Source organism: Saccharopolyspora antibiotica, from assembly GCF_047200635.1.
Taxonomy (GTDB): domain Bacteria; phylum Actinomycetota; class Actinomycetes; order Mycobacteriales; family Pseudonocardiaceae; genus Saccharopolyspora_C.
Map to the genome: position 1 here is coordinate 1 of NZ_JBJZOI010000039.1, position 21,918 is coordinate 21,918.

The window sequence follows — 21,918 nt, forward strand, 5'->3', positions numbered from 1 at the left end:
GGGGGGGGGGGGGGGGGGGGGGGGGGGGGGGGGGGGGGGGGGGGGGGGGGGGGGGGGGGGTTGGGGGGGGGGGGGGGGGGGGGGGGGGGGTCTTTTTTTGGGGGGGGGGGGGGGGGGGGGGGGGGGGGGGGGGGGGGGGGACCCCCCCCCCCCCCCCCCGGCACCGCCCGCCCTGCCGCTGGTGGTCGATCCGCAGGACATCACCCCCGAGGTGATGCAGCACCGCGAGCACCGACTCGATCCGGCCCGGTGGTCGGCGTTGCGCACGGCCTGCCGCGAGCACGGGGTCACCCCTGCCACCGCGATGCTCACCGCGTTCTCGGTGGTGCTCGCCCGGTGGGCCGGGCACCGGCGAATGCTGGTGAACTCACTCCAGATGGGCCGGCTGCCGCTGCATCCCGACGTGCACCGGGTGATCGGCGGATTCGCCACCACGATGCTGCTCCCGCTGACCCCCGAGCGCGGGATGACGTTCGCGGAACTGGCCGGGGCTGCCCAGCACGCCTTCACCGAGCACGCCGCGCACAACCTGGTGTCCGGCGTGGAGGTGGCGCGGGAACTCGGGCGCCGGCTCGGCACGCGCCGCCCGGTGGCGCCCGTGGTGTTCCAGTCCACCATCGGGATGGACGCGGCCATGGGCAGCCCGCTGCCGAAGGAGGCGGGCCCGCTCGGCCGGGTGCGCTCCGGGGACTACACCCACCACCTGCGCACCCCGCAGGTCGCGCTGGAAACCCGCTGCTTCGAGATCGACGAGCAGCTGGTGCTGGTGTTCTCGCTGGTCGAGGAGCTGTTCGTCGAGGAGGAAGTGGCCGGCGCGTTCGCCGAACTCGTGGAGCTCGCCACCTCGCTGGCCGACGGTCCCGGCTGGGACGCCGTGCCCGAGTTGCCGGAAACGCTGAACCCCCCGGCAGCGGCGGGACTGCGGATCGGGGCGCTGCCCGAGACCGGCCGGGAGCACCCGCCCGGTCCGCCGGCCGACAGCGCGGAGCAGGCGGTGGCCGAGGCCTTCGAGGACCTCCTGGACGTGCCCGTGCTCGACCGCACCGTCAACTTCTTCACCGCGGGCGGGGACTCCCTGCTGGCGATCCGGCTGCTGGCGCAGCTCGCCGCGACGCTGCCGAGGACGGTGTCGGTGCGCGCGTTCCTCGCCGATCCGACGGTGGCCGGTGCGGCGGCGGCCGGGCGGGACGCCTGATGGCGGCCGACGAGCGACCGCTGGTCGCGGTGCTGGGAGCAACCGGCGCGACCGGCCGCACCGCGGCGCACCGGCTGGCGGCCACCGGCAGGGCGAGGCTGCGGCTGGGAGCGCGAACCAGGAGCACCGTGGCCGAACTGGCTTCGGAGCTGGAGGCCGAGGCACGTGCCGTCGACGCCACCAACCCCGCTGAGCTGGCCGAGTTCTGCGCGGGCGCCGCTGTGGTCGTCCAGTGCGCCGGACCGTCGTTGCGGATCACGCCCACCGTGCTGGCGGCGGCGTTACACGCGGGCGCGCACCTGGTCGATCCCGCCGGTGATCTCGACCCGGTCCCGACGGGTGGTCGCTCGGTCGTGCTGGGCGCCGGTGTCGTGCCAGGTCTGTCGGGCCTGCTCCCCCGGCTGCTCCCGCCGCGACCGCGACGGCTGGACGTCTACAACGGCGGGGCCGATCGCCTCACCCCTGCCGCGGCCGCCGACGTCCTGCTCTCCACACCGCCCCGCTACGGCCTGCCGCGGGCCGCGTGGCGGGACGGGCGCGTCGAACCCGCCGCACTGGTCACCCAGCCGGCGGTGGTGCTGCCCGGCTTCACCGGCCCGATGCACGCCGCGCCGCTGCTGACGGCGGAGGTGCAGCGGCTGGCCGCCGAGCTGGTGGCCGCGCAGGCACGGGCGTACTCGGTCTTCCCGACCGCCGCGCTGCCCGAGGCGCTCGCCTCGGCGTGGGAGTCCGGTGACCCGCTGACCCACGTCGAGGCCGTCATCAGCGCCGCCGACTCCGACGTGGCCGCCTACGACGCCGGCATCACCCTGCTCGCCTCCGCCCGCTACGACGAGGGCGGTACCCGCCGCACGCTGCTGCGCTCGGCGGATTCGCTCACCCTCACCGGCGCGTTCACCGCGCTCGCGGTCGAGGACGTGCTGGACGGGAAGGTCCCGGTCGGCGTCGGCTGGGCCGCGGAGGTGCTGGACCCGGGGACCGTCGTGGAACGGCTCGCGAACGATCCCTCGGTGGACGAACTCGCGCTCTGAGCTCGTCGCGCCCTCGCGTTCCGGGTCGGACCACCGGTTCGACCCGGAACGCGCCGGTGACCTGCCGAGCGCATCGGTCGCGCACCCGTCACCGCCGCGGCGACGGGGCGCTCACGCCGCCTCCAGCTCCGCGCGGACCTTCGGGAGCACCTCGCCGGCCAGCCGTTCGACGTTGGCGAGCACCGCGTCCCGTTCTCCGGCGGCCTCCACGTGCAGCAGCACCCGTCCCACCCCGCCGTCCCGGATCAGGGCGGCGAGGCGCCGCGCGCACACCTCGGGCGTGCCGACGGGCTGGTTGGCGAGGATGCCCGCGGTCAGTTCCGCGGGCGTCGGCCGGGGTCCGCCGTACTCCTCCAGCATCACGTAGTCGGAGTGCCCCGAGGCGAAGACCGGCGCGAGCCGCTCCCGCACCACCCGCTCGGCCTCGTCCGGGGAGTCGGTCACGTGGGCCAGCACGGAGGCGCTGTGCACCGGCCGCGCCGCGGTGCGCTGCTCGTACCGCGCCACCAGCCGGGCCTGCTCGTCGGCGGTCTGGGAGAAGAAGAACAGCATCGGCAGCCCGTGCCGGGCGGCCAGGTCGGCCCCGGAGTCCGAGGTCGAGGCCACGTGCACCGGGGGGTGCGGTCGCGTGAGGGGCTCCGGCTGCGGCCGCACCTCGCGGAACCGGTAGTGCTCCGAATCAGCCGCCACGGCGCCGCCGAACGCGTCGAGGACCAGGCCGAGCGCCTCGGGCAGCCCCGTCCGCCAGCGCTCGATACCGGTCCCGAAGACCTCGTGGTCCACGACCGGTCCGGCCCGGCCGACACCGAGGTCGAACCTCCCCCCGGACAGCTGGTCGAGCAACGCGGTCTGCTCCGCGACGTGAACGGGCGACTGGGTCGGCAGGATCGTCACGGCGGTCCCGACCCGCACCCGCTGCGTCGCGCCGAGCAGGTACGCCGCCAACGTCGTCGCCGAGGGGTTGAGCCCGTAGCCGGTGAGGAAGTGGTGCTCCGTGACCCACACCGATTCGAAGCCGAGGTCTTCGGCGGTCCGCGCGACGTCCGCGGCCAGCCGCAGGACCTCGGTGGCGCTCTGACCGCCGAACCGGTGGGTGAACAACATGACGCCGAATTCCGGGGTACCAGTCACACCACCACCTTATCGGTAGTGATTGTCGTTTCCGATTCCGAGGTGGCTCGGCCTCGCGGCTCGACGGCGCGCTCGGCGCCCGGCCGCCGCTAAAGACACCTCCCGGTGCCGCCCGGCGAGGCGATGCGCCCGCCGACCGCCTCGGTGAGCGACCGGCGGAGCGGCGGGCACCGGTCGACGGTCAGCCCCCGACGTCGCCCGCGTCCCGCGCTTCCGACGCGCCCCCCGGAGCGACGCCGGAGGCCCAGGCCCGCCCGTGGGCGGCCAGGTCCCGCAGGTGGGCGGTGACCTCCTCGGCGCTGTAACCCGTGTCGTTCTCCAGCCACCACGTCAGGACGCCGACGAGCTCACCGGTCCAAGCCCGGGCGAGCACGTCGAGCGGGACGCGCGGGGTGGCGCCGAGATGTTCGGCCCGCAGGCGGAAGATGCTCTCCGCGCGCTCGCAGAGGATCGCGGTGAACTCGCGCAGCGCGCGTCCGTCGCCTTCGCCGCGCAGGACGATCCGGTAGAGCGGCTTCTCCCGCTCCGCGTGCTGGAAGATGTACAGCACGGGCAACCCGGTGAAGCCCTCGGTCCGCGCCTGCTCCACGGCGGGCAGCAGCCGCTCCCGGTCGTTGGTGAGGTCCCGGACGATGCCGACGAGCAGGTCTTCCTTGTCCTGGTAGTGCGCGTAGAAGGTCGCGCGGGCGACGTCGGCGCGGTCGATTATCTCCTCGACCGTCAGCGGGCGGAATCCCCTTTCGAGCACGAGGTCGACCAGCGCCGAGCGCAGCGCGCGTCGGGTGCGGCGAACACGACGGTCCTCTCCCTGCTTCATGGCCCGGATTATGTCCGGCCGCCGCCGGGGCGCGGCCGGCCCGTTGACCCGACGGGACCGACTACGTACATTGCCGAACACATTGTTCATTAACTTTCATTTTGTTCATGTTGCGTGGATGGAGATCGCATGAACCTCGGGAGGTACCTGCGCCGCACCCGCGCCCACCAACCCGACGCGGAAGCCGTGATCTGCGGCGACACCCGACTCACCTACGCCGAGCTCGACGAGGCCAGCGATCGGCTCGCCACCGCGCTGCGCCGGCTCGGGCTGCGCGAGGGGGACTGCGTCGCCACGCTCGCCGACAACCGGGCGGAGCTCGTCGTCGCCGAGGTCGCGCTGTACAAGGCCGGGCTGGTGCGCGCTCCGGTCAACGCGCGGCTCGGCGAGCGGGAGGTGGCGCACCTGCTGCGGGAGTCGGCGGCCCGGGTGCTGCTCGTCGACGCGGAACACCTGAGCACCGGGCTGGCCGGCGACCACCTCGACGCCGTCGTCTGCTTCGACCGGACCGACTGCAGCGCGGCGCCGAACGAGTCCGGCGGGCGGATCCTCGACTACCGCGGGCTCCTCGACGACGCGCCCGCCGAGCCCGTCGACGTGGACTGCGCCGACAGCGACATCGCCGTCCTGCACTTCACCTCCGGCTCCACCGGCGAGCTCAAGGCGGCGATCCAGACCTTCGGCAACCGCCTGGCGCTGATGCGCAAGATGGTGATGGGCGACGCCCGCATCGAACCCGGCGAGAAGGAGGTCCTGGCGGGACCGATCACCCACGCCTCCGGAATGCCGCTGATGGGCATCTTCTTCGCCGGTGGCTGCGCGATCGTCCTGCCCAGGTGGGACGCCGAGGAGTTCCTCGCCACCGTGGAGCGGGAACGCGCCACGCACGCGTTCGTCGTCCCCACCATGATCAACGCCGTGCTGGCGCTGCCGAACGCCCGTGAGTACGACCGCACGAGCATGCGCCGGCTCATCTACGGCGCCGCGCCGATGTCACCGCAGCGCATCAGGGAAGCGTGGGAGCTGTTCGGGCCGGTGCTCTCCCAGGGCTACGGGTGCGGCGAGACCACTTCCGGAGTGCTCTTCCTGTCCATCGAGGACCACCGGCGGGCCATCGAGGGAGACGACGAGGAACTGCTGCTGTCCTGCGGACGTCCGCGCACCGAGGCCGAGGTCGCGATCGTCGACGAAGGCGGGCGGCCGGTGCCGGCCGGTGAGATCGGTGAGATCGCGGTGCGCGGGCCGGACGTGGTGCCCGGCTACTTCAACGAACCGGACCTGACCGCGGAATCGTTCCGCGACGGCTGGTTCCGCACCGGCGACCTCGCACGCCAGCGCGAGGACGGTTACGTGTTCATCGTCGACCGCAAGAAGGACATGATCATCTCGGGTGGCTTCAACGTGTACGCGGTGGAGGTCGAAGCCGTGCTGCACCAGCACCCGGACGTCTTCGAGGCGGCCGTGGTCGGCGTGCCGGACGAGCGGTGGGGCGAGGCGGTCAAGGCCGTCGTCGTACCGCGCGCGGGGCGCTCGCTCGACGCCGCCGAGCTCGTCGAGTTCTGCGCGCGACGGCTGGCCCGGATGAAGAAACCCCGCTCCGTGGACGTGGTCGAGTCCCTGCCGCACAACCCCAACGGCAAGCTCGACCGACGCGCCGTCCGCGACCGCTACTGGGCCGGCGCCGAGCGCCGCGTCCACTGAACCGACCAGGGAACCCGCATGACCTTCACCCTCGAACCCTCCTACGAGGACAACCCGCGGCTGCGAGAGCTGGTGCCCCGGCTGCGCGAATACCTGCACGAGGAACTCGTGCCGTACGAACGGGAGCGCGGGATCACCGCGGAGACCGAACTGGACCGGTCCGTGCTCGAACAGGTCTGGCGCCGCAGCCGCGAGCTCGGGTTCTACGGCATCAGCCTGCCCGCCGAGCTCGGCGGGCAGGAGCTCGGCCTCTTCGAGCTGTGCGCGCTGAAGGAGGAGCTCACCGCCTCCGGTGCCGCGCTGTCGCACTCGGTGCTGGGGGACCTCGGCGGCCCGCTCCGGGCCGGGTCGATCGCGCAGCACGCCACGCCGGAGCAGATGCGGCGCTACGTGTTGCCGGTGCTGCGCGGGGAACTGGCCTGCTGCTTCTCCATCACCGAGCAGGACGCCGGTTCCGACGTGCGGCGGATGAGCACGACGGCCACCGAGGACGGCGCGCACTACGTGCTGCACGGGCGCAAGGTGTTCAGCTCCGCCGCGCCGTTCGCGGACTTCGCCATCGTGATCGCCCGGATGGCCGGACTCGAGGAGACCTACAGCGCCTTCCTCGTCGACCTGGACAGCCCGGGCTGCCAGGTGCTCGACGGCGCGGTCCCGATGTCCGGGCAGCGGATGGAGGGCGACATCGTCTTCGACGGCTGCCGCGTGCCTGCCGAGAACCTCCTCGGCGAGATCGGCCAGGGCCTGCGCATCGGCATCGGCCGCATCACCCTCAACCGCCTGTTGCACTGCCCCTCGCTGATCGGTTCGGCCCGCCGCGCCTGGAACCTGTCGGTGGCGTACGCGAAGGACCGGACCGCTTTCGGCGAACCGCTGCTGAAGTTGCAGGCCATCCAGCACAAGCTCGCCGACATGGCCACCGACGTCTACGCCGCCCGCGCCACCGTCATGACCACGGCGGCCAAGGCCGACCGCGGCGAGGACATCTCCACCGAGGCCAACATGTGCAAGTTGCGGACCGCCGAGTCCTGCTTCCGGGTGGCCGACGAAGCGGTGCAGATCCACGGCAAGGCAGGGCTCACCCGAGGTCACGAGGTGGAGCGGATCTTCCGCACCCTGCGCATGTTCCGCATCGTCACCGGGACCAGCGAGATCCACAAGAACGCGATCGCCAAGTCGTTGGCGTGAACCGATCCGCCGGACCGAGCCCGCGGGTCCGGCGCGCGACGGGGTCTCGCCACGACCGGACCCCTCCCCTCCCCCACCTACGTGCCCGCGGGAGCCCTCCATGGCCAGCAACCGCACCGAGCTCGTCCCGGCGCCCGCCTTCGATCCGGCGTTGCGCCGCCGCGCGTGGCTGATCACCGTCCTGATCGTCGGTTTCATGGTGCTGAACTTCGCGGACAAGGCCGTGCTGGGCTTGTCCGCCCACGCCATCATGACCGAGCTGGGGATCAGCAACAGCACCTACGGAGCGATCTCCAGCTCGTTCTACCTGCTGTTCAGCGCGTCCGGCCTGATCGTGGGCTTCGCGTCCACCCGGATCTCCAGCCGGGTGCTGCTGTGCGCGATGACCGCGCTGTGGGCGGTGGCCCAGCTGCCGGTGCTGCTGCTGGCCGCCGTGCCGACGCTCATCGCCAACCGCGTGCTGCTCGGGGCGGCGGAGGGGCCGGCGGCCTCGATGTCCATGCACGCCCTGTACAAGTGGTTCCCACCGGAGCGGCGCGGGCTGCCCTCGGCGCTGCAGATCAGCGGCGCGGCGCTGGGCACGCTCATCTCCGCACCGCTGCTGACCGGCGTCATCGCCGCCTTCGGCTGGCGCGCGGCGTTCGCGGTGCTCGCGGTGATCAGCGCCGCGTGGAGCATCGTCTGGTGGAAGGTCGGCAGCGACGGCCCGTACGCCGACACCGGCGCACCGGCCGGTTCCGCACCGAGCGGCGATCGGACGCCCTACCGGCGCCTCCTGCTCAACGGCACCGTCCTGGGCAGCATCGCCAGCGCGTTCGGCGCGCACTGGGCGCTGACGGTCAGCAACGCCTGGTTACCCGTGTACCTGACCGGGCAGCTGGGCATGACGCCCGCCACGACCGCGACCACGATCAGTCTCATCGCGGGCGTGAGCCTCGTCCTGCTGCTGACCGTGTCCCCGCTGGTGAGCGCGCTGACGGCGCGGGGGTTCAGCAGCCGGTGGTCGACCGGCGCGCCGCAGGGCGTCGCGGTGATCATCGCCGGCGCCGCGATGCTGGCCTTCCCGTTCGTCGAGGCGACCGGCCCGCGCCTCGTGCTGATCGCGGTGGCGTTCGGCTGCCACGCCGTCGCACTGCCCCTGCACTACATGACCACCGCCGAAGTCGTGCCCGCCCGCCGCCGCGGGGCGGTGTTCGGCATCGTCGCCGCCACCGGCACCCTCCCCGGGCTGGTCGCCCCCCTGCTCAGCGGCCAGCTCATCGACGCGGCCGCCACCGACCGGGCCGGCTACGCGACCGCCTTCGCGCTCAGCGCCGTGATCATGCTGGTGTGCGGGGCGTTCGCCGTGGCGACCATCCGGCCGGAACGAGATGCTCGACGGCTCAGCACCCGGAACTAGCCACCGCACCACCATCCGACGCCACGCAGAGGAACACCACCCATGGCCCGATCCACCCGCTCCCGCCCGGACGACGAGCAGGACTTCGCCGACGCCGACCGCGGATTCATCGCCCGCCTCGACCCCTGCGTGGTGCGGGCCGCGGACGGGCGCGTCGTCTGGGACAACGACGCCTACGACTTCCTGGCGCAGCCCTGCCCGGACACCGCCCACCCCTCCCTGTGGCGGCAGGGGCGGCTGACCGCCCGCCAAGGCCTCTACGAAGTGGTGCCGGGCATCTACCAGGTCCGCGGCCTCGACCTGTCCAACATCACCTTCGTCGAAGGCGACCGCGGGGTCCTGGTCGTCGATCCGCTGATCAGCCAGGAGGTCGCGGCGGCCGCGCTCGAGCTGTACCGGCGGCACCGCGGACCGCGCCCCGTGACCGCGGTGCTCTACACCCACTCGCACGTCGACCACTTCGGCGGGGTGCGCGGGGTCGTGGACGAAGCGGACGTCGCGGCGGGCAGGGTCCCCGTCCTCGCTCCCGCCGGGTTCATGGAGCACGCGGTCAGCGAGAACGTGTTCACCGGCCCGGCGATGCGGCGGCGCTCGGCGTACATGTACGGCACGGCGCTGCCCGCGTCCCCCACCGGCCAGCTCGGTTGCGGGCTGGGCATGACGACCTCGCGGGGCGCGGTCGGCCTCATCGCCCCGACCGCGCGGATCACGCACACCGGGCAGCGGGAGGTGCTCGACGGCGTCCCGGTGGAGTTCCAGCTCACGCCCGGCACCGAGGCGCCGGCGGAGATGAACTTCCACTTCCCGCGGCACCGGGCGCTGTGCGTGGCCGAGAACGCCTGCCACACCCTGCACAACGTGCTGACGCTGCGCGGGGCGCTGGTGCGCGACCCGAGCGCGTGGGCTCGCTACCTGACCGAGACGCTGCGGATCTTCGACGGGCGGTTCGACGTCGTGTTCGCCTCGCACCACTGGCCGACCTGGGGGCGGGAGCGGGCGGTGCGCTTCCTCGAGGAGCAGCGGGACGCCTACGCCTACCTGCACGACCAGTCCGTCCGCCTGATCAACGACGGGCTGACCGGAGAGGAGATCGCCGAAGAGCTGAGCTTCCCGGAACAGCTCGATCGCGCCTGGCACGTCCGCGGCTACTACGGCACGGTGAGCCACAACGCCAAGGCCGTCTACCAGCGGTACATGGGCTGGTTCGACGGGAACCCCGCGCACCTGTGGCGGCACCCGCCGGTGGAAGCGGCCAAGCGGTACGTGGACTTCATGGGCGGGAGCTCGGCAGTGCTGGCCAAGGCACGCGCCTCTGCGGCGGAAGGCGATCTGCGCTGGGTCGCGGAAGTGGTCGGCCACGTGCTGTTCGCCGAACCGGACAACGCCGAGGCGCGCGAGCTGCAAGCGAGCACCCTGGAACGGCTCGGGTTCGACGCCGAATCCGGCCCCTGGCGGAACTTCTACCTCACGGGCGCCGCGGAGCTGCGCGGCGGCGTGGCCGCGACCGGCTCCCCGCGATCCGCCGACCTGCTCGCGGCGCTGACCACCGAGCAGGTCTTCCAGAGCATCGCCGTGCGCATCAACGGTCCCCGCGCCGCTGAACTCGGGCGACTCCTGCTGCGCTGGGAGTTCACCGACACCGGGGACGGGTGGAGCCTGCTGCTGTCCAACGGAGCCCTCACCGCCATGCCCGGCGACCCCCCGGGAGGTGAAGAACCGGACTGCACCCTGCGCCTGACGCGCGGCACCCTGAACGACGTCCTCACCGGAGCGACCAGCTTCCGCGACGCCATCGGGAGCGGTGCGCTCACCACGACCGGCGACGCCGGTGCGCTCAGCGCCTTCGGCGGGCTCATCGAGAGACCCCGCCGCGATTTCCCGATCGTCACTCCCTGACAGACCGTCACGGGGGGGATCGCTGGCGGGTCTCCGCCCGGGGCGGACCTTCGACGGGCGCCCGCGCGCGCAGCGGGCGCGGTGGGGGACCCCACCGCGCCCGCGAGCGCTCGCCCTCAGCTCCCGGCGTGGAAGGTGAAGCGGACCTTGCCCACCCAGATCTCGTCGCCTTCGGCCAGGTTCGAGCTGTCCACCACGTGCCGGTTCACGTAGGTCCCGTTGAGCGAACCGGCGTCCTGGATGACGTAGCCGTCGCCTTCCCGCCTGATCTCGGTGTGGTACCTCGAAACGGTCACGTCCCCGAGCACGATGTCGCAATCGCGGTGCCTGCCGAGCACCGTGCAGGGCCGCTCCAGCGGGAAGACCGCGCCGCGATCCGGACCGCGGGCCACCACGAGGGCGGCCGCGCCCGTGCGGGGTCGCACCAGTGGCTGCGCCACCGCCTCGTCGGCCCGTGGCTCGGGAACCGCGACGGGATCCGCGGCCCGGGCCGCGTCCTCGGTGCCGGGACGATACGTGCCGAACGGGGATCGGATCATCATGGCTCTCCTTGCGCGGACCACGGGAGTGCGTGCGTTTCCCACTGTGACCCCGTTCCCGGACCGACGACCGGGCCCTAGGTCCCTAACCGGCGGTGGTCTCGCGCACACCGCGTGACGGACCGGTCGCGGAACCCGACCGGACGGGTGAGCGCGATCGGTCGACCGCCGCGCGTGCCCCGACGTGAAGGGGGCCGGTCTGCCGCCCCGACCACGGCAGACCGGCCCCCGCCGGCGTTCCCCGCTCCCAGGAGCCGCCTCGTCCGGCTCCTAAGCGGGGTGCGCCTCGGTCACGTGCAGCGGGGTTCCCTGCATGCACGTGCTGGGCGCGCCGGGGTCCGGCCGACCGCGCACCACCAGGTGCGCGCCCGGTTTCACCACTGACGGGTCGCCGCCGACCAGCAGGTACGGCGTGCGGCCCTGGCCGGGCAGGAGGAAGCAGCGCGGCTCCACCCCGGCCTCGACCCGGCCGGTCACGGTGACCTCCTGGTCACCGGGACCGGCGATCGCGGGGGCGGCCGATCCCGCCGCCCCCAGCACCGACACGGCCAGCACTCCTGCGGTCACCCACCGCGACGTCGTCATGGCGCTCATTGGACAAGCAGAACCGCTCGATCGCCAGTCGGAGAACCCCGGCGGCGGCGCGCCGCGCACCCGCTCCAACAATGGGAGGCATGACGAAGGACTCCGCTCCGGCCGCCGGGTCGCCCTCGGTAGTCGTCGAGCCCGCCTGGCTGCGCTTCGGCGCCCCCGTCGCGCTACCGGTGCTGGGAGCGGTGGCCGGATGGCTGCTGGCGCTCGCCGCCGGGGTGGTGGCCGGGCTGCCGTGGTTCCCGTTCCAGGGACCGTTCGAGCTGGTGGCGTCCTGGCCGCAGCCGCAGGGCACGATCGGCCTGGCCGCGTTCGGGGCGCTCGCGGGCCTCGGCTTCACCTCGTTCCTGATCAACGATCGGCTGACGGTCACCGTGGCGGGTGACCGGGTCGAGCTGCGCCGCGGCAGGCGGGCCCCGATCGAGGTCGAGGGCGCGCGGATCGCCGCGGCGTTCGCCGACCGCGACGCGCTGGTGCTGCAGGACGCCGACGGGGACGAGCTGGCCCGCGAGCGCACCGACATCACGACGATCGCGTTGCGCACCGCCTTCCGCGAGCACGGCCACCGCTGGCTCGACGCCGACCCGCACGGGCGCGAGTTCGAGCTGTGGGTCGAGGGCACGCCGGGGGTGAGCGCGCGCGCCGACGCGCTGCTGCGGACCCGCGCGCACGCGCTCAAGAAGCGCAACGACGGCGAGGCCGCCCAGCTTCGGGAGGCGCTGCGCGGCGCCGGATACCTGGTCCGCGACCAGAAGCGGGCGCAGCACGTGCGTCCCCGCCCCCACCGCACCAGGGAGTGACCGCCCGGTCGGGAACCTCGTCGGGTTCCCGACCTCTACCGGTCAGCGGCGCGGTCGCGGAGCGGGGACCGGCTCGCGACGTCCCAGGCACCCCGGCGCGGGCCGGGCCGACGAGCTCAGCCCTCGAACAGCGGACCGCGGTGGACCTTGTGCTGGGCGGCCTGCGCGAGCGGTCGCAGCACCAGCCTGTCGATGTTCACGTGCAGCGGCTGGGCCACGGTCATCGCGATCACCCCTGCGACGTCCTCGGCGCTCAGCGGCCGGTCCACGTCGGCGTACACGGCGGCGGCCTTGTCCGCGTCGCCGTGGAAGCGGTTCAGCGCGAACTCGTCGGTGCGCACCATGCCCGGCTGGACCTCGATCACCCGGATCGGCTCGCCCGCCAGCTCCAGGCGCAGCGTCTCGGTCAGCGCGTGCTGGCCGTGCTTGGCGGCGCTGTAACCCGCCCCGCCCTCGTAGTTGACGTAGGCGGCGGTGGAGGTGAGGTTCACGATCGTGCCGCCGCCGACGCGCAGCAGCGGCAGCAGGGCCTGGGTGACGTTCAGCGTGCCGAGCACGTTCACCTCGTACATCCGCCGCCACTCCTCGGCGTTCCCGCTCGCGACCGGATCGGAACCCCAGGCACCACCGGCGTTGTTGACCAGCACGTCGCAGGCGTCGAGCTCGGCGGCGAAGGCCGCCACGGACTCCTGGTCGGTGACGTCCAGCGGGAGCGCCCGGCCGCCGATCTCCGCCGCGAGCTCGGCGAGGCGGTCCTGCCTGCGTGCAGCGACAACGACGTGGAAGCCGTCCTGGGCCAGGCGGCGGGCGGTCGCCGCGCCGATACCACTGCTCGCTCCGGTCACCACGGCGGTCTGCGTCACGCGAACTCCCCTGATCGAACGATCTCCGCAGCAAACCCTAGGAAACGGGCCGGGTGGTCTCAACACGGGGCTTTTCGGGCCCGATTCGTCCCGAAACGCGCCACTCGGCGCGAAAGATGGCTACCGTACGTAGTGCCCTGATCATTCCCGGCAGGTCCCGCGCTCCGACCGCCGCCGACCATCCGCGAGGTGAGGCCAGCCGTGCTCTACGGCATCGACATCTCCCACCACCAAGGCGCGTTCGACCTGGGCCGCACCCGGGCCGAGGGGTTCGACTTCGCCTTCCTCAAAGCGACCGAGGGGAGTTCCTTCGTCGACAGCAGGTTCGGCGCCAACCTCGCCAACGCGCGGGGCGCCGGGCTGCTCACCGCCGCATACCACTACCAGCGCGCCGATTCCAGCGCCGCGTCCCAGGCGGGCCACATCATCGCCACGGTGCCGGCCGACGTGCCGGTGATCCTCGACGTGGAGGACGGCGGGGGCGGCCCGGACCTGACTCGCGACATCATAGGGCGGCTGGTCGCGGCCGGATACCGGTCCCCGCTGCTGTACCTGCCCCGCTGGTACTGGGAGCAGATCGGCTCGCCGTCGCTGGCCGGACTACCACCGCTGTGGTACTCGCGCTACGCCAGCAACGAGGGCGGCTACGCCAGCGCGATCTACGAGCGCTACCGGGACTTCTACGACGCGCAGTGGGGCGGTTACGGCGGTCTCGGCGTCGCGGTCCTGCAGTTCACCAGTTCCGCCACCGTCGCCGGGCACGCGCCGGTCGACGCGAACGCGTTCCGCGGTACTCGCGAGGAACTCGCGGGCCTGCTCAGCTCATCTACCCCGGAGGACGACTTGACTCCCGACCAGGCGCAGAAGCTCAACGAGATCCACTACGAGCTGTTCGGCCCGCGCGGTCCGCAGGGCCAGATCGTGGGCTGGGGCACCGAAGCGGGCAACCACACCGCGATCGGGCTGCTGGTGCACATGTTCAACGCCCTGCTCGGGCCGCGGCCGTCCCGCGTCCCGGGTGCCGAGCACGTGCTGGTTCCCGCGGTGGACGCGATCCGGGACACCAACGGGGTCGTCTACCAGCTCCCGTCGATGATCAACGCGAGCGGGGCGGGAGACCCGGCGGCGGTGGCCGAGGCGCTGCGCCCGGTCGTCGCCGAGGCGGTGGGCCCCGCCATCCGCGACTCCGTCACCGAGGTGTTCGGCACCGCGGACCCGGCCCGCACGGAGGCCGTGGTGCAGGCGATCGCCACCCGGCTCGCCGCGCACCGAGCCCCCGGGCAGCAGGTCCCGCCGCAGGCTCCCGCCCAGCAGGCACCGCCCGGGGACCCGGCGCAGCCGCCCGCCCAGTGATCCTCGACGCGGACCGCCTCCGCTCGTGACCGCGCACCCGGACGGTGCCGGTGGTGCCTCGTCCCGCGCCGACGGCGCGGCCGGAGCGGCACCGGCACCACCCGGCAGCGCGCGCGGCAAGCGGGGCCGGGCGGCTGCGGTCAGTCCTCGTCCCCGCCCCCGGTGTCCAGCGGGCGGATGTCGTTGCGGTCGTCCGAACTCGGCACGTCCCCCGGCAACGAGACCGTCCGCGGCATCACTCCCGGACTCCAGTTCCCCCAGTGCGTCTCCTCGTGCACCCGCATCGCGGCCTCTGCGGGCAGCGCACCGCGCTCGTAGGGGTCCACCGCGTACAGCGAACCCCAGTCCCGGTAGAGGTCGTTCTTCAGGTACGTCGGCAGCTCCCTCATGCTGGCCGCCACGTTGAGCCAGCCGAACGGCCCGCCCGCGTCCGGCGAGGACCAGCCCTGCCCGGTCGGGCGCACCGCCTCACCACCGGCGACCCGGAACCGCGGCATCTCCGCGATCCCGTTGTGCAGCCCGGAGATCTGCAGGCACGGGTGCACGAGCGTCGCGGGCCACTCCACGTAGGCCGGGCTGTCGCCGACGACGTCGGTCATGTTCGTCAGCTGCGGAGCGCGCGGGGCGCTGACCGCCTGCCAGCCGCGCGGCGACACCGACTGGTCCACCGCCACGACGCGCATCTTCGTGGTGCCCTGGGCGTCGCCGTCCACGACGAGCCGGTGGTCCCGCCAGGACGGGCCGCCCGCCTGCAGCAGGTAGCGGCGCGCGGTGATCTGGAAGCCCTGGTCGGTGTCCTTGCCGAACTCCACGGCCAGCGAGTTCGCCCCGCCCTCGATGCCGGCCATCGCCAGCACGATCGGGACCTCGCCCCGGGCGGCGCGCTCCGGCACGTCGTACCACTGGGTGCGCAGCTCGCCGGTGCCCTGCGGCGTGAAGCTGCCCCACACCGGGGCGTTGTCACCGCCGAACTGGTACGGCGGCCGCCACTCGTCGTCGAGCGACCGCTGGCCCGACGGCGTGCCGTCGCGGGTGAAACCGGTGAGCTTCGCGCCCAGGTACTCCTCCGGCGTCTCCTCCCCCTCCAGCCGCTTCGACGGGACCGGCACGTCCGGGGAGAACGCGGGAGCCGGGTTCGTCGGCTGGTCCTGGGAGACCTTGAGCATCCCCGCCTGCGGGTTCGTCTCGACGTAGACGTAGTCGGAGAGCCCGCAGCTGCCACCGGTGAGCTGCTTGATGTTGTCGGCGCCCATGCTGTAGCCGCCCTGGCGCTCCTGGATCGCCTTCCCGAACGCGGCCAGCTCACCGACGATGAGCAGCGCGCAGATCAGCGACAGCGGCGCGGTGCCGAGCCGCAGCGCGCGGCTGCGGTGCTCGACGCCGTGAGCGGGGGCCGGGGCGAGGCTGCGCTCGCCGCGCAGGTGCTCGACCAGGGCCACGATCGCGGCGATCGCGGCGAAACCGAGCAGGATCGAGCTGGCGTTGCGCCCGTCGATCCGCGGCGGGATGTCGTACCAGGGCACGCCCCACCCGGAGACGTACCACCAGGCGTTCGGACCGGTCGCGGAGAACGCCGAGATCACCATGAGCCCGGAGAGGAACGCCGCGCGGTTGCGCCGGGACCGCAGCACCGTGGTGCTCGTGGCCAGCGCGGTCAGCGCGGCCACCGCCCCGCCCACCGCGGCGAAGATGCCGAAGTGGTGGGTGTGCTTGGTCTGGGTGAGCGCGAGGGCGACGAAGGACATCGCCGCCACCGCCAGCAGCCGCCGGCTCGGTCCGAGCGCGGCACCCCGGATCCGTCCGCGGCGCAGCAGCACCACCGCGCAGGTGGCCAGGCACAGCATCACCAGCAGCACCGGGAACCGCCGCGTCAGCGAGCCGTCCGGGATCTGGCTGAACAGCATGTTGTAGCGGTTGAGCTCCTGGTACCACTTCTCGCTGGGCCCGAGCTCGATCTTGAGGTTGGTGGCGTCCATGATCGAACGCCAGGTCTGGTCCCAGATCAGCCAGGTGAGGATCACGAAGCCGGAGGCCGAGATCGGCGCCAGCACCGGCAGCCACCCGAACTCCTTCGCCCGCCGCTGCACCAGGCGGATCAGCGGTTTGAGCGCGGCGATGAACGGCAGCACCGCCACGATCCCGTGCGGTCCCGCCCCGACGGCCAGGGCGGCCACCACCAGGCCCAGCGCCGCCGGCATCAACCTGCTGGTCGCGACCGCCCGCTCCACCGCGCACAGCGCGAGCAGCGAGAACACCACGATGACCGGCTCGGAGCGCAGCCCGTTGTTGTAGGGCAGCCAGAACGCGAGGAAGACGGCCGCGGCCGCCCAGCCCGCGGCGTTGCTGCGGCGGACCTGCTGGCCGAGCCGGGGCAGCACCTCGCGGCTGATCAGCAGCCAGCTCGCGCACCCCATCAGCAGCGAGGGCAACCGCACCCAGGGGATCGCGGTGGAGACCTGCACCCACAGCGCGTAGATCTCGTAGAACCAGCCCCACGGCGCCTCGGGGTTGGCGAACCAGCGGTAGTAGTTGCTGATGTACCCGGCGGACTCCCGCGCCCGCGCGATGGCCATCGTGTAGCCGTCGTCGGAGCTCATCGCCCCGATGAGCCACCAGACCGCGAGCGAGCCGAGCACGGCGACGTCCCGCAGCGTCGGCTTCCACCACCCCGGCTGCACCCAGCGCGGCGGGCGGCGCCCGGCGCGCACGTCCAGGCGGCGCAGGCACACCACGGCACCGATGAACGACAGCACGGCCAGCGCGATCACGGTCAGCTTCAGCGCGGTCGGCGAGCTCTCGAAGCGGTTGTCCACCCGCGCCTCGAAGCGCAGCCCGGCGACGTCGTCCGCGCGGGCGTTGAGGTCGGAGTAGATCCCGGTCAGCTGCGGGCGGTGGTCCCCGGCGATGTTGGTCAGCCAGCGGTCCTCGCCGAAGCCCGCCTTGAACCCGATCGCGTCGTTGTGCAGCGCCAGCGTGCAGTCGCCCTCGGGGATCGCGGTGGTGTTGACCTGGCGTCCCTGCGAGAGGAGCGTGATCCGGCCCTGGTCGACGGTGAGGCTCATCCCGGTGAGGCGGCCGTTGTCGGAGTTCGGCGGGTTCGTGCTGAGCAGGTTCGCCGGTCCGGCGGTGCGCGCGTCGAGGCTGCGCGCGCTCGCGCAGGGGATGTCCGCGTCGAGCCACACCGGGGCGAAGGTCGTCAGCGGCGCGGAGACCGGTGTGGTGCCGCTGGCGGTGGGCCAGCGCAGCGTGGTGATGTCGTGGTGCACCGGGAGGAACGGGACCGACAGCGACAGCACGGTCCCGAGCACCCCGAGGATCGACGCGAGCAGCCGCAGTCGCAGCAGCCGCCGATCGGGCCGGGTTCGCTCGGGTTCCGAGGACGGCGCGGAATCCGCCTCCGGCTGATCGGTGTCGTCCTTCTTCTCCGCATTGAGCACGCCCCGGAGAATAGCGGGCGGTGTTACCGCGACGTCGCAGCGTCGAGCTCCGTGTTGGGGTCGCCACACCGGTTAACGACACGGCAGAGGGAATCGGCCCCAGGACTCAGGTTCCTCTCAGCGATCTGTGATCTACCGGTTATCAAGAACGGGCCGAACGTCCAGTTCAGACGGTCACCGCGGCGGTACCGGCAGCGCACGCGGCGGTGTCCGGGGGCGGCCCGCGAAATCGAGCTTCCCCGAGCCGTTCCCGCTGCTGTCGCCCGATCGGGTCGTTCGAGGAAAAGGGAGCGGATTCGCGCGGAGTTCGACGCGGAGTTCCGGGCTCGAATCGCATTCCGGGCGAGCGCGTTTGTGCGGCCATCCGTTCCACCGTTCCACGCGGGGGCGGTCCCGGAGGCCGGGCCGGGATCACTTCTCGTACAGCGCGTCCAGGTGCCGCTGGTTGTGCTTGACCACCACGGCGCGGCGGATCTTGCGGGTGGGGGTGAGCTCGCCGGCCTCCTCGTTCCACTCCGTCGGCGCGAACTCCCAGCCGCGCACCTGCTCGACGCGGGCGAGCCGCTGGTTCGCGGCCGCCACCACCTCGCCGACCTCCGCGCGCAGCCGGGGATCCGCCAGCACCGCGGACCGGTCGGCGCCGGCGAGGTCGTGGCGCTCGGCCCAGCTCCGCAGCTCCGCCGCGTCCGGCAGCAGCAGCGCCACCAGGTGCGGCCGGCCATCTCCGTGGGCCAGGGCCTGCTCGATCAGCGGGTGCTCCACCAGCAGCGACTCCACCGCGACCGGGCTGATGTTCTTCCCGCCCGCGGTGATGATGACCTCCTTCTTCCTGCCCGTGATGCGCAGCAGCCCCTGCTGGTCCAGCGACCCGAGGTCTCCGGTGCGGAGGTAGCCGTCCGCGGTGAACAGCTCGCGGTCGGCGTCGGGCAGGTTGCGGTACCCGGAGGCGCACAGCGGTCCGCGCACCAGGACCTCGCCCTCCTCGGTCAGCCGCAGCTCCACCCCGGGCATCGCGACGCCGACGGTGCCGGGACGACGCGGGTGGCCGGCCCGGTGCATCACCGCCGCACCGCAGGTCTCGGACAACCCGTAGACGCCGGTCAGCTCCATGCCCAGCCCGGCGAAGAACCGCTCCAGCCCCGGCGGCAGCGGTGCCGCACCGACGGCGCGCACGGCGCACCGGTCCAGCCCCAGCGCCACCGGGATCCGGCGCAGCACCGCCCGGTGCGCGAGCCGCGCCAGCAGCCTCCGTCCCACCGGTGCGCCCGGATCCGCCCCGGCGAGCCCGGCGCGCAGCGCCCACCTCCCGAGCTTCCCGCGCGGGCCGCCCTGCTCGGCGAGCCGCCCCTCGATGCCGTTGCGCAGCTTGTCCCACACCTGCGGGACGCCGAACAGGATCGTGGGACGCACCTCGGCGAGCCGCCGCGGGAATTCCTTCACGCTGGCGCAGAAGTGCGTCTCCCCGCCGGAGCGCAGCGGCAGGTACACCGACAGCACCCGCTCCGCGACGTGCGCCAGCGGCAGGTACGACAGGCTGACCACGTGGTCGGGCAGGCCGGCTGCGCGGGCCAGGGCCTCGACCTCGTAGAGCAGGGCGCGGTGGCTGAGCTCCACGCCCTTGGAGGTGCCGGTCGTACCGGACGTGTAGATCAGGACCGCGATGTCCTCCGGGTCCGGGCAGCGCTCCCGCTGGGCGATGGGGTCCTCGCGGCAGTACTCGCCCTCGTCCGCGGCCTCGCCCAGCTCCAGGAACTCCTCCCAGGTGAGGACGCGCCCGGGGAAACCGGCCGGGGGCTCGGCGCGCACCCCGAGGGTGATCACCACGCCGAGCTCGGTGGGCTCCCCCAGCACCGCCGACCAGCGCTGCCAGGCCTCCTCGCCCTCGACGAAAGCCACCTTCGCACCCGAGTCCACCACCACGTGCCGGATCTGCTCCGGGGCGAGGGTGGCGTAGAGCGTGGTGGTCGTCGCGCCGACGGTGGAGGCGCCGAGATCGGCGAGCACGTGCTCGGGGCGGTTGTCCGCCATCACGCAGACCACGTCACCGGGCACCACGTCCAGCGCGCGCAGCCCGGCCGCGATGCTCAGGGCCGTGCCGTGCACCTGCGACCAGGTCCAGCTGCGATCGGCGGTCGCCAGCGCGGTCTCGTCCGGGCGCGCCCGGGCGATGTCGGCCAGCAGGCTGGGCACGGTGCGGCCGTCGATGGCCGCCTCGATCTCGTCGCGCTCGGCCTGGACCTCCGTCGGCGTCATGTGCGCGTCCCCCTGCGATGCGTGTGCGTGTTGCGCGTCCGCGCCGAGTCGCGCGGAGGTGTGCTCGGTCACGATCACGTTATGCGGGAAAGGGGTGGGGGCTATGACGTCAGAGGTCACGTGATTGATACTTCCGGACATGCCGCAGAGACGCGACGACGATCACAACCCGGCCGCGGGAGCGACCGGTATCATCCCGGACCCCGTCGTGCGGGACTGGGACTTCCCGCGCAGCCCGATCAGCGCCTTGCTGCTCACCCGGTTCGCGGCCGACCACGGGGTCGCGGCCGAAGTGGTGCTGGGGGGCACCGGGCTCACCGAGCCCGAGCTGGAGGACCCCGAGCTGTCCGTGGACGCCCACCAGGAGCTGCGCATCGTCCGCAACCTGGTGGAGGCGCTGCCGGACGTGCCGGGGCTGGGGATGCTCGCGGGGTTGCGGTACCACCTGACCGCGTACGGGATCCTGGGGTTCGCCTTCATCAGCAGCCCCGCGGTCCGCGACGGGATGGCGGTGGCGCTGCGCTACCTGGAGCTGAGCTTCGCCTTCTGCATCCCGCGGATCCGGTTCGACGGCGAGGAGCTGCGGGTGGAGCTGGACGCCTCCGCGATCCCCGCGGACGTGCGGGAGTTCCTCATCGCCCGCGACCTCTCGGCGATCCACACGATCATGGTGGAGCTGCTGCCCGCGCCGATCCCGGTGCGGCGCATCGAACTGACGCTGCCGGAGCCCCCGGGCAGCGAGGCGTTGCAGGAGTTCTTCGGCGTGGTGCCGGAATTCGGCGCCCCGCTGGACGTCATCATCCTCGATCCGGGCTTCCTGGACCGGCCGCTGCCGCAGGCCAACGAGCACACCCTGGCGATGTGCGAGGCGCAGTGCAGGGATCTGCTGGCCGGGCGGCGGGAGCGCACCGGCTTCGCCAAGCAGGTCCGCGATCACCTGCTCCGGCCGGACGGGGTGCGGCTGGGGATGGACGACGTGGCGCGCAAGCTGCACATCACCGCGCGCACGCTGCACCGCAGGCTCGGCGCGGAGGGCACCAGCTTCCAGGCGGTGCGCGACGAGGTCCGCTCGGCGCTCGCCGAGGGGATGCTGCGGGACGGGGCGCTGTCGGTGGACGACATCGCCATCCGGCTCGGCTACGCGGAGGCGGCCAGCTTCATCCACGCGTTCAAGCGGTGGACGGGGACGACACCGATGTCGTTCGCCCGACGGCGCGGCGCGTAGCGGAGGGATCCGCCGGGACGGGCCCGCGCCCGGCCCGGCCCGGCGGGTCTTCGGGCACCGCTAGCGGTAGCTCACCTCGGCTCCGCGCAGCACCGGCCCGACCAGGACGGAGCTCCACTGCGGAACGGCGCGCGCGGGCGTGCCCATCGAGGGCGCGAGCACGGTCGAGACGGCGGCGCGCTCCTGCGGGGAGTTCGCCAGGCCCAGCCCGCCGGACCCACCCGCGCCCGGCGGCGCTCCCGCGACCGGCGCGGTGGAGCCGTCCTGGATCGGCCCGTCCGGCGGGTACTGCGGCCGGGTTCCCGCCGGGTAGTCGTAGCAGCGGGGTCCGCGTTCGTCGGCGTACTCCGGCTCGTCCTGACCCGGGCGGTACTCCCCGCGCGCGGCCACGACCTCCAGCGTCACGTGCGCACCGGGCTCGGCGGAGTCCTTCCCGAACACCTCGTCCACGCGCGGGATGATGCCGGTGAGGCTGCGCAGCAGGCAGGGGTATTCGGGC

General features: G+C 73.1%; 17 protein-coding genes. 9 read left to right on the forward strand and 8 right to left on the reverse strand.

Annotated features, from left to right (window positions below):
• The first annotated feature begins 181 nt into the window (after positions 1-181).
• The gene (locus ACL03H_RS23410) at positions 182-1,195 is read left to right on the forward strand and encodes a condensation domain-containing protein (RefSeq protein ID WP_412813466.1); all 1,014 of its coding nucleotides are present in this window, start codon (positions 182-184) and stop codon (positions 1,193-1,195) included.
• Positions 1,195-2,226 (forward strand): saccharopine dehydrogenase NADP-binding domain-containing protein, encoded by a 1,032-nt coding sequence (locus ACL03H_RS23415; RefSeq protein ID WP_412813467.1) that lies wholly within the window; start codon positions 1,195-1,197, stop codon positions 2,224-2,226. Before ACL03H_RS23410 ends, ACL03H_RS23415 begins: the two co-directional genes overlap by 1 nt.
• 111 nt (positions 2,227-2,337) lie before the next feature.
• Here the strand turns inward: ACL03H_RS23415 and ACL03H_RS23420 are convergent, their stop codons facing one another.
• Entirely contained in the window at positions 2,338-3,357 is a 1,020-nt protein-coding gene (locus tag ACL03H_RS23420; protein ID WP_412813468.1) for an LLM class flavin-dependent oxidoreductase, read from the reverse strand.
• Positions 3,358-3,538: 181 nt separating this feature from the next.
• On the reverse strand, positions 3,539-4,174 hold the full coding sequence (locus tag ACL03H_RS23425) for a TetR/AcrR family transcriptional regulator (RefSeq protein WP_412813469.1): 636 nt from the start codon (positions 4,172-4,174) through the stop codon (positions 3,539-3,541).
• Between the two features lie 129 nt (positions 4,175-4,303).
• Between ACL03H_RS23425 and ACL03H_RS23430 the strand changes: the two genes are divergently transcribed.
• The 4 genes from ACL03H_RS23430 (at position 4,304) to ACL03H_RS23445 (ending at position 10,358) form a co-directional block, all read left to right on the forward strand.
• Positions 4,304-5,875, forward strand: coding sequence for an acyl-CoA synthetase (locus tag ACL03H_RS23430; RefSeq protein WP_412813470.1), 1,572 nt, complete (start codon positions 4,304-4,306; stop codon positions 5,873-5,875).
• Between the two features lie 18 nt (positions 5,876-5,893).
• Positions 5,894-7,063, forward strand: a complete 1,170-nt coding sequence (locus ACL03H_RS23435) for an acyl-CoA dehydrogenase family protein (RefSeq protein WP_412813471.1) — start codon at positions 5,894-5,896, stop codon at positions 7,061-7,063.
• A 100-nt stretch (positions 7,064-7,163) separates the two neighbouring features.
• Positions 7,164-8,462, forward strand: a complete 1,299-nt coding sequence (locus ACL03H_RS23440) for an MFS transporter (RefSeq protein WP_412813472.1) — start codon at positions 7,164-7,166, stop codon at positions 8,460-8,462.
• Positions 8,463-8,504: 42 nt separating this feature from the next.
• The gene (locus ACL03H_RS23445; RefSeq protein WP_412813473.1) at positions 8,505-10,358 is read left to right on the forward strand and encodes an alkyl/aryl-sulfatase; all 1,854 of its coding nucleotides are present in this window, start codon (positions 8,505-8,507) and stop codon (positions 10,356-10,358) included.
• A gap of 116 nt (positions 10,359-10,474) precedes the next feature.
• On the opposite strand, the gene ACL03H_RS23450 is transcribed toward ACL03H_RS23445, so the two are convergent.
• Together ACL03H_RS23450 and ACL03H_RS23455 are read right to left on the reverse strand one after the other, a co-directional pair.
• Complete coding sequence (locus ACL03H_RS23450) at positions 10,475-10,900, reverse strand: FHA domain-containing protein (protein WP_412813474.1); 426 nt, start codon at positions 10,898-10,900, stop codon at positions 10,475-10,477.
• 267 nt (positions 10,901-11,167) lie between these two features.
• Positions 11,168-11,482 carry a hypothetical protein gene (locus ACL03H_RS23455; RefSeq protein ID WP_412813475.1) on the reverse strand — a complete coding sequence of 105 codons (315 nt, stop codon included), beginning with the start codon at positions 11,480-11,482 and terminating at the stop codon, positions 11,168-11,170.
• A gap of 89 nt (positions 11,483-11,571) precedes the next feature.
• On the opposite strand from ACL03H_RS23455, the gene ACL03H_RS23460 reads away from it, so the two are divergent.
• Entirely contained in the window at positions 11,572-12,288 is a 717-nt protein-coding gene (locus tag ACL03H_RS23460; protein WP_412813476.1) for a YqeB family protein, read from the forward strand.
• Between the two features lie 116 nt (positions 12,289-12,404).
• Here ACL03H_RS23460 and ACL03H_RS23465 read toward each other — a convergent pair whose 3' ends face one another.
• Positions 12,405-13,151 (reverse strand): SDR family oxidoreductase, encoded by a 747-nt coding sequence (locus ACL03H_RS23465; protein WP_412813477.1) that lies wholly within the window; start codon positions 13,149-13,151, stop codon positions 12,405-12,407.
• Positions 13,152-13,340: 189 nt separating this feature from the next.
• Here ACL03H_RS23465 and ACL03H_RS23470 point away from each other — a divergent pair, with 189 nt between their 5' ends.
• Positions 13,341-14,504, forward strand: a complete 1,164-nt coding sequence (locus tag ACL03H_RS23470) for a glycoside hydrolase family 25 protein (protein ID WP_412813478.1) — start codon at positions 13,341-13,343, stop codon at positions 14,502-14,504.
• 140 nt (positions 14,505-14,644) lie between these two features.
• Here ACL03H_RS23470 and ACL03H_RS23475 read toward each other — a convergent pair whose 3' ends face one another.
• Together ACL03H_RS23475 and ACL03H_RS23480 are read right to left on the reverse strand one after the other, a co-directional pair.
• A complete protein-coding gene (locus tag ACL03H_RS23475) occupies positions 14,645-17,941 on the reverse strand; it encodes an arabinosyltransferase domain-containing protein (RefSeq protein ID WP_412813479.1) in 3,297 nt (1,098 codons plus the stop codon).
• Between the two features lie 411 nt (positions 17,942-18,352).
• Complete coding sequence (locus ACL03H_RS23480) at positions 18,353-20,194, reverse strand: AMP-dependent synthetase/ligase (RefSeq protein WP_412813480.1); 1,842 nt, start codon at positions 20,192-20,194, stop codon at positions 18,353-18,355.
• A 139-nt stretch (positions 20,195-20,333) separates the two neighbouring features.
• Here ACL03H_RS23480 and ACL03H_RS23485 point away from each other — a divergent pair, with 139 nt between their 5' ends.
• Positions 20,334-21,419, forward strand: coding sequence for an AraC family transcriptional regulator (locus ACL03H_RS23485; RefSeq protein WP_412813481.1), 1,086 nt, complete (start codon positions 20,334-20,336; stop codon positions 21,417-21,419).
• A gap of 60 nt (positions 21,420-21,479) precedes the next feature.
• On the opposite strand, the gene ACL03H_RS23490 is transcribed toward ACL03H_RS23485, so the two are convergent.
• Positions 21,480-21,918: MCE family protein (locus ACL03H_RS23490; RefSeq protein WP_412813482.1), on the reverse strand; the 439-nt coding region annotated here is incomplete at its 5' end.

Bases quoted from the DNA above. Each gene is read 5' to 3' on its own strand.
- ACL03H_RS23415 (WP_412813467.1), top strand. From the start codon at position 1,195: ATGGCGGCCGACGAGCGACCGCTGGTCGCGGTGCTGGGAGCAACCGGC.
- ACL03H_RS23425 (WP_412813469.1), bottom strand. From the start codon at position 4,174: ATGAAGCAGGGAGAGGACCGTCGTGTTCGCCGCACCCGACGCGCGCTG.
- ACL03H_RS23430 (WP_412813470.1), top strand. From the start codon at position 4,304: ATGAACCTCGGGAGGTACCTGCGCCGCACCCGCGCCCACCAACCCGAC.
- ACL03H_RS23480 (WP_412813480.1), bottom strand. From the start codon at position 20,194: ATGACGCCGACGGAGGTCCAGGCCGAGCGCGACGAGATCGAGGCGGCC.
- ACL03H_RS23435 (WP_412813471.1), top strand. From the start codon at position 5,894: ATGACCTTCACCCTCGAACCCTCCTACGAGGACAACCCGCGGCTGCGA.
- ACL03H_RS23440 (WP_412813472.1), top strand. From the start codon at position 7,164: ATGGCCAGCAACCGCACCGAGCTCGTCCCGGCGCCCGCCTTCGATCCG.
- ACL03H_RS23455 (WP_412813475.1), bottom strand. From the start codon at position 11,482: ATGACGACGTCGCGGTGGGTGACCGCAGGAGTGCTGGCCGTGTCGGTG.
- ACL03H_RS23450 (WP_412813474.1), bottom strand. From the start codon at position 10,900: ATGATGATCCGATCCCCGTTCGGCACGTATCGTCCCGGCACCGAGGAC.
- ACL03H_RS23485 (WP_412813481.1), top strand. From the start codon at position 20,334: ATGCCGCAGAGACGCGACGACGATCACAACCCGGCCGCGGGAGCGACC.
- ACL03H_RS23460 (WP_412813476.1), top strand. From the start codon at position 11,572: ATGACGAAGGACTCCGCTCCGGCCGCCGGGTCGCCCTCGGTAGTCGTC.
- ACL03H_RS23445 (WP_412813473.1), top strand. From the start codon at position 8,505: ATGGCCCGATCCACCCGCTCCCGCCCGGACGACGAGCAGGACTTCGCC.